General features: G+C 72.8%; 11 protein-coding genes, 2 tRNA genes and 1 pseudogene. 7 read left to right on the forward strand and 7 right to left on the reverse strand.

Features of this window, described 5'->3' with window-relative positions; genetic code table 11:
- Nucleotides 1–10: 10 nt before the first annotated feature.
- Entirely contained in the window at nucleotides 11–511 is a 501-nt protein-coding gene (locus KMS84_RS22940; RefSeq protein WP_256918303.1) for a cupin domain-containing protein, read from the reverse strand.
- Nucleotides 512–953: 442 nt separating this feature from the next.
- Here KMS84_RS22940 and ehuB point away from each other — a divergent pair, with 442 nt between their 5' ends.
- The 6 genes from ehuB (at nucleotide 954) to KMS84_RS22970 (ending at nucleotide 5,328) form a co-directional block, all read left to right on the forward strand.
- Nucleotides 954–1,880 carry an ectoine/hydroxyectoine ABC transporter substrate-binding protein EhuB gene (gene ehuB / locus KMS84_RS22945; RefSeq protein WP_256918304.1) on the forward strand — a complete coding sequence of 309 codons (927 nt, stop codon included), beginning with the start codon at nucleotides 954–956 and terminating at the stop codon, nucleotides 1,878–1,880.
- Nucleotides 1,880–2,626 (forward strand): ectoine/hydroxyectoine ABC transporter permease subunit EhuC, encoded by a 747-nt coding sequence (gene ehuC / locus KMS84_RS22950; protein WP_256918305.1) that lies wholly within the window; start codon nucleotides 1,880–1,882, stop codon nucleotides 2,624–2,626. The genes ehuB and ehuC overlap by 1 nt, the downstream gene beginning before the upstream one ends.
- Complete coding sequence (gene ehuD / locus KMS84_RS22955; RefSeq protein WP_256918306.1) at nucleotides 2,623–3,270, forward strand: ectoine/hydroxyectoine ABC transporter permease subunit EhuD; 648 nt, start codon at nucleotides 2,623–2,625, stop codon at nucleotides 3,268–3,270. The genes ehuC and ehuD overlap by 4 nt, the downstream gene beginning before the upstream one ends.
- Nucleotides 3,260–4,084, forward strand: coding sequence for an ectoine/hydroxyectoine ABC transporter ATP-binding protein EhuA (gene ehuA, locus KMS84_RS22960; RefSeq protein WP_256918307.1), 825 nt, complete (start codon nucleotides 3,260–3,262; stop codon nucleotides 4,082–4,084). Before ehuD ends, ehuA begins: the two co-directional genes overlap by 11 nt.
- Nucleotides 4,085–4,351: 267 nt before the next feature.
- Nucleotides 4,352–5,110: an IclR family transcriptional regulator gene (locus KMS84_RS22965; protein ID WP_256918308.1), complete on the forward strand. Its 759-nt coding sequence runs from the start codon at nucleotides 4,352–4,354 to the stop codon at nucleotides 5,108–5,110.
- 144 nt (nucleotides 5,111–5,254) lie between these two features.
- A tRNA-Lys gene (locus KMS84_RS22970) sits at nucleotides 5,255–5,328 on the forward strand.
- On the opposite strand, the gene KMS84_RS22975 is transcribed toward KMS84_RS22970, so the two are convergent.
- The 5 genes from KMS84_RS22975 to KMS84_RS22995 all read right to left on the reverse strand — a co-directional run bounded on the left by KMS84_RS22975 (nucleotide 5,294) and on the right by KMS84_RS22995 (nucleotide 11,043).
- Nucleotides 5,294–6,991 (reverse strand): AMP-binding protein, encoded by a 1,698-nt coding sequence (locus tag KMS84_RS22975; RefSeq protein ID WP_256918309.1) that lies wholly within the window; start codon nucleotides 6,989–6,991, stop codon nucleotides 5,294–5,296. The two genes, KMS84_RS22970 and KMS84_RS22975, sit on opposite strands and share 35 nt — an antisense overlap.
- 40 nt (nucleotides 6,992–7,031) lie before the next feature.
- The gene (locus tag KMS84_RS22980; RefSeq protein ID WP_256918310.1) at nucleotides 7,032–7,493 is read right to left on the reverse strand and encodes a DUF3592 domain-containing protein; all 462 of its coding nucleotides are present in this window, start codon (nucleotides 7,491–7,493) and stop codon (nucleotides 7,032–7,034) included.
- Between the two features lie 109 nt (nucleotides 7,494–7,602).
- On the reverse strand, nucleotides 7,603–8,259 hold the full coding sequence (locus tag KMS84_RS22985; protein WP_256918311.1) for a lytic polysaccharide monooxygenase auxiliary activity family 9 protein: 657 nt from the start codon (nucleotides 8,257–8,259) through the stop codon (nucleotides 7,603–7,605).
- Between the two features lie 108 nt (nucleotides 8,260–8,367).
- A complete protein-coding gene (locus tag KMS84_RS22990; protein WP_256918312.1) occupies nucleotides 8,368–9,474 on the reverse strand; it encodes an SPFH domain-containing protein in 1,107 nt (368 codons plus the stop codon).
- Between the two features lie 153 nt (nucleotides 9,475–9,627).
- Nucleotides 9,628–11,043 (reverse strand): peptidoglycan-binding protein, encoded by a 1,416-nt coding sequence (locus tag KMS84_RS22995; RefSeq protein ID WP_256918313.1) that lies wholly within the window; start codon nucleotides 11,041–11,043, stop codon nucleotides 9,628–9,630.
- Nucleotides 11,044–11,247: 204 nt separating this feature from the next.
- Here KMS84_RS22995 and KMS84_RS23000 point away from each other — a divergent pair.
- A tRNA-Lys gene (locus KMS84_RS23000) sits at nucleotides 11,248–11,321 on the forward strand.
- Between the two features lie 326 nt (nucleotides 11,322–11,647).
- Here KMS84_RS23000 and KMS84_RS23005 read toward each other — a convergent pair.
- Nucleotides 11,648–12,004, reverse strand: a pseudogene (locus tag KMS84_RS23005) (hypothetical protein); the annotation flags it as partial.

Here is a 12,004-nt window from a genome sequence, read left to right on the forward strand (position 1 = left end):
CCGGAGCGGGTCAGGCGGTGGCCGGAGCGGTCCGGGCCAGCTCCTCCTGCCAGACCGGGCTCGCGAAGTAGTGGTTGTCGTAGCGCTCGGAGCTCGCCCGGATCTCCTCGACGTCCGCCTCGCCCCGGTACACCCGCTCCAGGAGCCGGTAGTAGTCGAAGCGGTGCAGACCGGGGGTGAACAGGACGAGCAGCTCGGCGGTGCTGTCGACGGCCGGCGCGAACGCGTGCGGGACGGTCGGCGGGACGGTCAGGAAGTCGCCCTTGCCCAGGGTGCGCACCTCGTCGCCGACCAGGAAGCGCATCGCGCCGTCGAGGACGAGGAAGACCTCGGTCGCCTTCGTGTGGAAGTGCGCGGGGGCGCCGGGCGAACCCTTGGCGAAGGTCGCCTTGTTGGCCGTGAGGGCCCCGTCGGTGGCGCCCGCGTCGGCGAGCAGGGTGATCAGGCTGAGGGCGCCGTCCTGCACGGTCTCGGCCCGGTCGGCGCGGACGAGGAGGGGGTTGCTGCTCATGGGGACTCCCTGAGGTCGGTCGATGGTCCGCGGGCGAGGCCGCAGGACCGGCACACAGACCAATCTAGACGTCCGAAAGACCCGGTGAAGGGTTCAATATGGATCGACTCCGGTGGGTCAATTCCGGGGACGGGCCGGCGGTCGCCGAGGGCGCACGGCCCGACCGCCGACCGGAGACCGACCGGAGGCCGACCGGAGGCCGAACCCCTCCGGAGGCGGTCGGGTCCTGGAGCGGAGCGAAGTCGTGGACGGTCGCGCGGGGGCGGACCGGGCGCGCTCGACGCGCGCCTTTGCCATGGCGATGATCCGCTTCTGACCAGCGGGACTTCGTCACGGCGACCGGCCGGGCCCGCCGGGCCGGCCCGCGTCCGGGGAGCCCCGGGGCCGATCCGGGCCGGAAGAGAGCGGCATGACTCGTATGAAGTCGGGTAGCCGCGCGCCCATGGCTCGACCACACGCACACCGATCAGAATCCGCCGGCAGACCCCCCAAGGGGCTGAGCCGCCGTTCGCTCTTTGCGGGAGCGGTGTCGCTGGGCATCGCGGGAAGCCTCGGGGCGGCCGGTTGCAGCCGCGTCCCGGACGACGGAAAGGTCCTGGGAGGCAGCCTCCTGGACACCCTGCGCGACCAGGGCTCCGTGAAGATCGGCATCGCGAGCGAGCCGCCCTTCGGCTACGTCGGGGACGACGGACAGGCCACGGGAGAGGCGCCCGCGATCGCGCGGGTGGTCTTCGGGAGGCTCGGCATCGACGACGTCACACCGGTGCCGGTGGACTTCGGCGCCCTGATACCCGGTCTGAAGGCCCGGCAGTTCGACGTGGTGTCCGCGGGGATGTACATCAACCCGGTCCGGTGCGAGCAGGTCCTGTTCGCCGACCCGGACTACCTGATGCTGGACTCCTTCATCGTCAAGAAGGGCAACCCGCACGGCATCAGGACCTACGCCGACGTCAAGAAGAAGGGGCTGAAGCTGGCCACCGGCAAGGCCTACGCCCAGATCGACTACGCCAAGGCGGCGGGCATCGGCGACGTGCTGGTCCTGCCGGACCAGGTGGCCGGGCTGGACGCGGTGGCCCAGGGCCGGGTGGACGCCTTCGCGGGCACCCGCATCACGGTCAGGTCGGCGGTGGCCGGGTCCGCCCGGGTGTCGGCGACCGAGCCGTTCCAGCCGGTGGTCGACGGCAAGCCCGCCTACGGCGCGGGCGGCTTCGCCTTCCGGCAGTCCGAGCGCAACCTGCGTGACGCCTTCAACGCCGAACTGCTCAAGCTCAAGCGGGACGACTACCGCGAACTCCTCAAGATCGTCGGCCCGTTCGGCTTCACCAAGGCCGACATGACCGGCCTCACGGCGAAGGAGTTGTGCGGCTGATGATGAGTTCCGAGTTCTTCACCACCTGGTTCCTGCCGGGTGTGTGGATCACCGTCCAGGTGACCCTCTACGCGGCCGTCCTCGGCGCGGCCGTCTCGTTCGGGATCGGTCTCGCCCGCGGCTCACGCCTGTGGATCGTCCGGTTCGTGGCCGGCGCCTACTTCGAGATCTTCCGCGGCATGTCGGCCCTGGTGCTGATGTTCTGGATGTTCTTCGCGCTGCCCCTCTTCGGCTGGCAACTGGAGCCGATGTGGGCCGGCGTCAGCGCGCTGGGCCTGACGTACGGGGCGTACGGCTCCGAGATCGTCCGCGGCTCGCTGGCCGCCGTTCCCACGGCGCAGAAGGAGGCGGGCATCGCGCTCGACTTCACCCGCTGGCAGCGGCTGCGCCTGATCGAACTGCCCCAGGCCTGGCCCGAGATGCTGCCGCCGTTCAACAACCTGCTGATCGAGCTGCTCAAGGGCACCGCCCTGGTCTCGGTCATCACGGTGGCCGACATGACGTTCGCCGGCAACCTGTTCCGGCTGGGCACCAACGAGACCACCCCGATCTACACGCTGCTGCTGGTCCTGTACTTCGTCCTCGCGTTCGTCATCACCCGCGGCATGCGGATGCTGGAGCGCAGGGCCAAGGCCGGGATCGGTGAGCGGCCCGAGAAGTCCGGCGCACACGGCGGCGGCACGAAGCCCGGCGCACGCGGCACGGGTCTGCGCGCCGGTGCGCGGTCCGCGGGAGGGGTCCGATGAACTGGGACTGGAACGTCGTCGACGACTTCATGCCGCGCTTCTGGGACGGTGTGCTCGTCACGTTGCAGGCGCTGGCCGTCGGCAGCCTGATCGCCTTCGCCCTGGGGCTCGTCTGGGCGCTGGCACAGCGCTCCGCGCGCGCCTGGGTGCGCTGGCCGGTCGTCGCGGTGACGGAGTTCATCCGCAACACCCCGCTGCTGGTGCAGCTGTTCTTCCTGTTCTACGTGGTGCCGAACTTCGGCCCCTCGATGTCGCCGCTCACCACCGGCATCGTCGGCCTCGGACTGCACTACTCCACGTACACCGCCGAGGTCTACCGGGCGGGCATCGACGGCGTTCCGGCCGGCCAGTGGGAGGCGGCCACCGCGCTGAGCCTGTCCCGGGGCCGCACCTGGCGCGTGGTGATCCTCCCCCAGGCGATCCGCCGGGTCGTGCCGCCGCTGGGCAACTACGTCATCGCCATGCTCAAGGACTCCCCGATGATCGCGACCATCGGCGCGTTCGACATGCTCGGCGAGGCCCAGACCTTCAGCAACGAGACCTTCACCACGGAGGCGCTCACCGTGGTGGGCGTGGCGTTCATCGTCATCGCCTACCCCGCCTCCCTCCTGATCCGAGTCCTGGAGCGACGCCTTGTCCGCTGACACCAACACCGCACAGACCCCCGACGCCCTCGCCAACCCGCCGGTGGACGGCAGCGAACTGATCCGCTTCGACCAGGTCACCAAGCGCTTCGGCGACAACACCGTCCTCGACCGGCTCGACTTCTCCGTCGACTCCGGCAAGCACGTCACGCTGATCGGACCGTCCGGCTCCGGCAAGACGACGATCCTGCGGCTGCTGATGACCCTGGCCACGCCCGACGAGGGCACGATCCGGGTGGGCGGCGAGTACCTGACCCACGAGGAGCGCGGCGGCAAGCTGGTCCGGGCCGGCGAGAAGCACGTGCGCGAGGTCCGCAAGAACATCGGCATGGTCTTCCAGCAGTTCAACCTCTTCCCGAACATGAAGGTGCTGCGCAACATCACCGAGGCGCCGGTCACCGTCCTCGGCCTGTCCAAGGACGAGGCCGAGGAGCGCGCCCGCGAACTGCTCGAACTGGTGGGCCTGAGCGAGCACCTCGACAAGTACCCCACCCAGCTCTCCGGCGGTCAGCAGCAGCGCGTGGCGATCGCCCGGGCGCTGGCGATGCGGCCGCAGGTCCTGCTGCTGGACGAGGTGACCTCCGCGCTGGACCCGGAGCTGGTGGTCGGCGTCCTGGACGTGCTGCGCGACATCGCCCGCACCACCGACATCACGATGCTGTGCGTGACCCACGAGATGAGCTTCGCCCGGGACATCTCGGACCAGGTCCTGATGTTCGACTCGGGCCGCGTCATCGAGTCGGGCCCGCCGGAGAAGATCTTCAGCGACCCGGAGCAGGACCGGACCCGGGAGTTCCTCAGCGCGGTCCTGTGACGCCCCGGGCCCGGCCCCGCACCCCCGTCCTGGCGGCTCGGGGCGCGGGGCCGGGCCGGGGCCGGGGCCGTGACCGGGGCCGTGGACCAGGACCGCGGACCGGCACCGGGGGGCATATGCTGCCGGAACAATCACCCTGATGAGCGGGGCGGAATCCTCTCCACCCCCTCCCCGCAGGGCAGTTGACCGTTATGGTGGAAGCGGTTCACTGACCGGATTGCGGCCCACTACAGCAGCGCAGCCGACACGGCTGACGCAGGGGGAACCGTGGCGCTGAAGCACGAGCCGACCGCGCCGTACCACTCGGCCCAGGAGGCGCTGCGCGTCCTGGAGACGATGGCGCGGCACTCCACCGGTGTCACCGACGACGAACTCGCCCGCGAGAGCGGCCTCGGCGCGGAGCGGCTGACCACGCTCCTGCGCATGCTGCGCCGCGAGGGCTATGTGGAACAGCTCGCCGACGGGGCGTACGTCACCGCGGACGCACTGACCCGCCTGGCCTCCGCGCACCACCACGAGCAGGTCCTGCGCGACCGGCTCCAGCACACCCTCGACCGGCTCCGCGACCGCGTGGGCGCCGCCGTCTACATCAGCCGGTACGTCGACGGCGAGGTCACGATCACCCAGTACGCCGACGGGCCGGCGACGCCGTCCGTCAACGAATGGTTCGACTTCCGCTCCTCGGCGCACGCCACCGCGCTCGGCAAGAGCCTGCTGGGCCAGCTCGACCACAACGGCCGCCGCGACCACCTCTCGCGGCACAAGATGGCCCGGCTCACCTCGCGCACCATCACCAGCGACAAGCTGCTGCTCTCCCGCCTGGAGGCGCAGCCGCCCACGGTCCCGGTGCTCGATCTTCAGGAGTACGCGATCGGCACGGTCTGCGCGGCCGTCCCGATCACCGCCGGTTCCACGGCCGGCTGTCTGGCCCTGTCCCTGCCCGTCGCCCACGCCCACCGGCTGCGCCAGGCGGCCGAGACGCTGAACCGGAACGCGGCGCCGGTGCTGCTGTCGCTGGCCATCTGAGGGCGTCGGCCGTCCGGCCGTCCGAGGGCGTCGGCCGTCCGAGAGCCGTCCGCGGGGGGCGCGGCCGGGTGGTCGGGAGCACCCCCGCGGACCAGGTAGTATTTTCTTCGTCGCCAGCCGCCGAAGGCGGAGGGCGAGAGTCATGCGCCGCTAGCTCAGTTGGTTAGAGCAGCTGACTCTTAATCAGCGGGTCCGGGGTTCGAGTCCCTGGCGGCGCACATCGGAAGGGCCTCTCGTGGACACGGGAGGCCCTTCGCCTTGTCCGGTCCGACCGGTCGTCGCGGTCTCCTCCTCCCCCGCCGTCAGCCTGCGGTATCCGCTCTCCCCGGGCGGGCGCCACCACACCGGGTCGGCGCAGCGCGGCCCCTCGCGCCGCAGCAGCGCACGGTGGATCTTGTTCGTGGCGGTGACGGGCATCCGCTCGACCACCCGCACGAACCGGGGCGCCATCTTCGTGCCCAGGTCGGGCTGGGCGTCGAGGAACGCGGCGAAGCCGAGCGGGTCGAAGGTCCCGGCCAGCGTCGCCATCACCTGGTCCCCGGTCACCGGGTCCGGCACCGCGTAGACGGCGACCGCCACCGCCCCCTCGTACCGGGCGAGGATGTTCTCGATCATCGCCGCGGCCAGGTTCTCGCCGTCGACGCGGAGCCGGTCGTCGGTGCGGCCCGCGAAGTACAGGTAGCCGGCCCGGTCGCGGTAGAAGAGGTCGCCGGTCCAGTAGGAGCCGTCCTCGCGGCGCCGCTCCGCCTCCGCCGCCGGGTTGCGCCAGTAGCCCTCGAAGGGGTTCGGCCCCCGGTTGACCAGCTCGCCGATCGCCTCGTCGCCGTTCAGCAGCCGCCCCGCCGCGTCGAACACGGCCGGCGGGCACTCGGCGCGCGTCCCCGGATCGAGGACGACGAGACCGGCGCCCGCCCGGCCCACCGCCCCCGCGGGAGTGCCCGGCGACCACTGCACGGCCGCCCCGCCCTCCGAGGAGCCGTAGCCCTCCACCAGCCGCACGCCGAACCGCCGCTCGAACGCCGCCGCGTCCACCGCGCCCGCCTCCGTGCCGAACCCCGCCCGCAGGGCGTGGTCGCGGTCGTGCGGTCCCGGCTCGGTGGCCAGGACGTACTGCACGGCCCGGCCGACGTAGGTGAAGTAGGTCGCCCGGTAGCGCCGGACGTCGTCGAGGAACCCCGACGCCGAGAAGCGCCGGCGCAGGGCCACCCCGGCCCCGGCCGTCAGCGCGGGAGCCCAGTCGGCGATCACCGCGTTGCCGTGGAACATCGGCATGCAGACGTAGTGGACGTCGTCCGGGCCGACGCGGAACTGCCCGGCCAGCGAGCGTCCGGCGGCGGCGAGCCGGCCCTGGGTGCAGATCGCGGCCTTGGGCGCGCCGGTCGAGCCGGAGGTGAAGTAGAGCAGCAGCCGGTCGGCGGGGGCGGCGCGGGAGGGGTCCGGGCGGGCGTCCGCGTACGGGACGAGCAGGGCGCCGTACTCCGGCGTGTCCGTGATCAGCAGCCGGACGCCGGGCAGGTCGAGGCCCTGGAGGAGAGGGAGGTGGGCGGAGTCGGTGATCAGCAGCCGGCACTGCGTGTGCAGGATGTCCCGGGCCAGCTCGGGACCGCGCCGGGTGGAGTTGATCCCGGCGACGGCCGCCCCGGCGAGGGCCGCCGCCGACAGCCACAGGGGGAACTCCGGGGTGTTGTCCAGCAGCACCCCGAGGTGGGGCGGGCCGTCCGGCGGCATCAGGTCGTGCAGCAGGGCCGCCCGGGCGGCGGCGCCCGCGGCGACCTCGTGGTGCGTGAGGACGGTGTCCTCGCACCACAGCCCCGGCCGGCCGTCGCCCCAGCGGGCCGCCACGAGTTCCGCGACGGTGCCGGTGGACGTGTGGGACTCCATGGCCGGGCACGGTAGTTGGCGTACCGTCAGATGTGGAGGGCTACGGCATCAGACCGCCCGCCTCGTCGAACATCAGGTGGACGGCGAGCATGAAGAAGACGCAGAAGGCGAGGATGGTCCCGAGGAACCCCAGCAGGCATCCCGACTCGGCGAAGAGCCGGCCGCGGGCCGGGGCCTTGACGGTCGCCCCCTCGGGACGGTCCGCCGCGTAGTGGACGGTGACGATGTCGCCCTCGAGGATCGTCCCTGGACCGTTCGTCTCCTCGAAGCGCACGACCCGGCCGTCCCGGGCGGTGAACTCGAAGACCTGGTGCAGGTTCGTGCTGACCATGGTGTTCCCGCCGCCGCTGACCGTCGTGTACGACCTCAGGCAGCGTGCCTCCGCGGTCAGTCCGCTGCCCCAGGCCCGGGCGATCCGCCGGGAGCGGACCAGCACGCGGACGATGGCCAGCGACACGAACGCCGCCATGACGGCCGGCACGGCATAGAAGAACGCTTCCATGAACTCCCCCGAGGTTCCCTGTACGCCGGCCTGGTCGAGTCGGCGTGCAGGGAACGTACCCGCCCGGGGGTCCGGGGGAGCTCAAGCGATGCTCAGGAAAGACCGCCGCTCAGAACGTGACGTCCGAGCAGGCGTAGAAGGCGTTGGTCGTGTCGGCGATCGTCCACACGGCGACGATCACGTGACGTCCGCTGAGCCCGGACGGCAGCGTGCCGCTGTGGGAGAGGGTCGACGGGGGCCGCTGACCGCCGTAGGGCACGGTCAGGAACGGGGTGAGGTCGAGGTCGGAGCGGGCCAGGTTGTGGTTCTGGTTCCAGCCCTGCCGGGTGACGTAGTACTTGAAGTCGGTCGTGGCGTGCATCGCGGTGAACTGCCAGCGGAAGGTGTAGCTCTGACCGCCGGTCAGCCTGGTCGTCGGCCATGCCCCGCCCGAGGGGGTCCTCGCGCTGTCGAGCTGGGCGAAGCGGGTGTTGCCGCCGGAACAGATCCGGCCGTCCGCGGGGCCGGAGGCCGGGAAGCCCTTGGGCCCCTCGACGCTCTGCGGCTCCCACTGGATGTCGCCGCAGTTGGCGACCGAGCCGTTCTGGCAGAGCTTCTGCCGGCTGACGGGCAGGTCGGTGTAGCCGTGGCCGCTCGCACCCCCGGCGGTGAGCACGAAGGCCCCCGCCGTGGTGAGTCCGAGCGCGGCGGCGTACCACTTGGCGTGCCGGCTCTTGCTGGTCCGCTCGGTCTTCGTGCCGGTTCCTCTACGGGTCTTCTCGCGCATGCTGGCGCTCCTGGTGAACGTGGGGAGTTCAGGAGTTCGGTGAACCGTGCCGTGCAGGTCTAGACCAAGTTCGAGATTATTGCCGATTCTTGGCCATGTCCAGACCAATCACGGCTGGTCCTGCCGCCCCGCGCAGAACGCCACCGTCAGGTCCTTCACCAACGCCTTGCGCTCGTAGTCGTCGAGCTCCACGAGCCCCCGCATCGTCAGCCGGGTCACCGTGTCCTCCACCGAGTCGACCACGGACGTCAGCACCGTCGCCCGGTGCTGGGCGTCGAGCGCCGCGATCCGGCGGCGGTGCATCGCGGCGGCCACCTCGGGGGCGTACTCGATCCGGACCGGCTGCACCGAGAACACCTCCAGGCCGATCGCGCCGGCCTCCCTCGCCACCAGTCGGCTCAGCGCCTCCCCCGACGCCTCCACCGACCCCCGCCCCGCACCCGGCGTCTCCACCGGGATCCGGGCCAGCGCCGCCTCCACGCACTCGCGCAGATACGTCTCGTGGTCCTCGACGCCCAGCGTGGCCCGCGCGGTGTCGCGCACCCGCCACACCACCAGCGCCACCACCCGCAGCCCGACACCGCTGCCATCGGCGGCGGCCATCGGCTCGCTGCGCCAGTGCCGCAGCCGCACGTCCACCCGGCGGCGCAGCAGCAACGGGTTCACCCAGAGCAGTCCGGTGCGGCGTACGGTCCCCCGGTAGCGGCCGAACAGATTGAGCACCCAGGCCCGGCCGGTCCGCCCCCGGGCGAGTCCGCCGAAGCCGAACAGCCCCAGCGCGCCCGCCCCCGCGTACACGGCCCACTGCGCCGGACCGAGCCCCGCGCCCGCGAGCTCCGGCAGCCGCAGCGCCCGCACCGCGACCCGCGGCAGCACCCCGGCCCACCACGAGGCGGCCACACAGCCGGCCACCCCGCAGGCCCCGGCGAACACGCCCAGGACGCCGGGCAGCACCCGGGCCGGCCGCTCCACCAGGTCGGGGTCGACCTGCGCCGCCGGGCGCGGCCTGACCGGCGCGGGGCGGCGCAGCCGCGGCTGCTCCCCGGTGCCCGCCCGGCTGCCCACCACGGCGGGGCCGAGCGGCACCGGACGTGGCTCCGGCTCGTCGCGGAACAGCAGGTGGACGGGGATCTCGGTGGTCGCCTCGTTCTGGATGAGCCGGGCGGACCGGGTCGGCCCCTCGGGCTCGGGTGTCGGTGAAGTGGTCGTGTGCACTGCGTGCCTCCAGCCTCCGCGCCAGATACGCCATGACAGTGAGCGGGGCTCCGGCGGCGAGCGGATCCCCGGCCGGCCCCGATACGGGACTCCGGAATTGCGGGCTTACGGGTGAACGTGCTCGGGTCCGGGCGACCGCCGGTCCGCCCGGGTTCAGGAGAAGAGGCGTCGCCAGGTCTCCGGGCCCGGACAGCCGTCGGCGGCGGCGCCGCGCCAGCCCTGGGCGCGCTGGAAGGCCTCGACTCCCCGTCGGTCGGCCTCGCCCCAGCGCGGTCCCGGCCCCGTCGTGTAGAACCTGCCGAACCCCTTCCGCACCAGCTGCCTCCCCAGTTCGGTGACGTACGCGCTCTGCGCGCCCGGCCGGAACACCGCCCGGCCCGGATACGCGAGGACGCGCGGCCCCGCGGGAAGGGCGGGCGCCCCGCCGGGTCGGGGGCCGGTCGCGGGGGGCTGCCCGCCGCCGGACGACGCGGACCCGCCGCCGCTCCCGATGCTCCGCCCCTTGCCGGTGATCAGCAGCGACCAGGTCCTCGGGCCGGGCAGGCCGTCCGCGTCGGCCCCGCTCCAGCCCTGCGCCCGCTGGAACGCCTGCGTGGCCCTGCCGTCGGCCGCCGACCAGCGGGGGCCCGGACCCGAGCCGTAGAAGCGCCCGGCGCCGCGCTCGACGAGGAGCCGGCCGAGCAGGGTCACGTACGCGTTGTCGGCGCCGGGTCCGAAGGCCGCCCGCCCCGGGAACGGCGTCGCCGGGACGCTTCCGCCGACGGGCCCGCTCCCTGCCGCGCCGCCGGCGCCCACCGTGCCGGCGGCGTCCGGCGCGGGTGGGGCGAGCCCTTTGTAGCGGTAGGGGACGTACTGGTCCGAATGGCTCCAGTAGGCGTACGGGGTGGCCTGGCGACGCGTGGTCGGGCGGGTCTGCTCGTAGACGACGTAGTAGCGGTGCGTGGAGTCCGTCCAGCCGCCGAAAATGACTACGTGCGAGCCTTTCTCGGGGTCGGACCTGTTATGGAACAGCAGAATGTCGCCGGGCTGGAGTTCCTCCTTGGAAATCCTCGTGCCGAACTGGTCAAGGCTGCCGGTCCACTCGTTCCCCGGCAGGTTCCAGGCCATGGAGACAAAACCCGAGCAGTCCTGCCGGTAACCGTCGTACCAGTAGGAGCTCATGCTGTACGGCACCTGGGCGGAGACCCACGCCTTGGCCCGCCGGACGATGTCGGCCCGGGTCGTCGGCGGTGCGCCGACCGGCCTCGCCAGTCCACTGGGACGCGCCGGCCGCCCGACCGGCCCGTGCAGCGGCGCCTTGCGCCCCTGCGGGGTCGCGGGCTCGTCACCTGCGGGAACGCCGGGCCGGACCGGCGCCTGCGGTGCGGCGACGGCGGGAGCCGGGTGAGCGGCGCCGAGCGCGGCGGCCGACGCGGCGGCGACGACCAGGGCCCGGCGGGCGGACGGACGGCCGCCGAACGGGGTGAGCGGGGCGAACGGGGAAAGGCGGCCCGACCGCCGCCGCGCTGCGCATCCGGGGCACTCGCAGTCGCTCTCGGGATCGAATTCCTCGAATACCGGAGCCTCCATGCGATTCCCCTCACACTGCAGCTGGAAATGTCCGCGACTGTGCACGCCCGCAGTTTCTCAACTGTCTTCCCGACGCGCATGCTGACGGTCCGAATGATGTACGCGGGACCCGACCGCCCTCCGGCGCCGTCCGTGGCCCGGGGCGCCGGGCCGCGGGTGGTCCTGGGCACTCTCGCAGGTCCTGTAGAGTTCTCCCGTCAGCAGGCGCCGCTAGCTCAGTTGGTTAGAGCAGCTGACTCTTAATCAGCGGGTCCGGGGTTCGAGTCCCTGGCGGCGCACAGACACCGAAGGCCTCTCGCGAAAGCGAGGGGCCTTCGTTCATGTCGCACCCCTGCTGGGTACCTCTTCTACAGAGCCACGGCCATCCCTTGACTGTCCGTGGCTTCGCGCAGCCTCCCGCGCCGGACGCCGGGTCACTCCCGCAACCCGAGCGCGCGCGGTCGAGGACCGGTCCGGTCGGCGGTCTCGGGGGAGCGGGCCGCTGACCGGACCAGGTGACCCCGCCCCGGCGGCGGGCCCGGCCGGCGACGCCGGCACGATCACGTCGGCGGTGCGGCGGCGGGCGACCCGCTCGTACGGGACCGCGAGCGCGGCCGGACGCCGGTCACCGCGTCCCGGGGCGCCGACGCAGCCCGCGGCACACGACGACGGCCGCGGTGACGCCGGCGAGCACCAGACCGACGACCGCCTGCGCCCTGCCGGGGCCGTGCCCGTCCGCCCGCACCTCCTCGGCCGAGGCCACCGGCGCGGCGTCGCCCCCGCCCGCCCGCACGGGGGCGACGGGAGAGACGGAAACGACGGGAGGGCCGGACGAGACGGACGAGCCGGCGGACGAGCCGACAGGCGGGACGGCGGATGCGGGCGGGACGGGGGCGGCCGGAGGAACGAGAGGGGGCACAGAGGCCCCGGAGGCCGGGGAGAGCGCGGGCGTCGCAGGGGAGCTGTCGGCGGGGGCCGCGGG

It is taken from the genome of Streptomyces hilarionis (assembly GCF_024539675.1).
In the GTDB taxonomy this organism is placed as follows: domain Bacteria; phylum Actinomycetota; class Actinomycetes; order Streptomycetales; family Streptomycetaceae; genus Streptomyces; species Streptomyces hilarionis.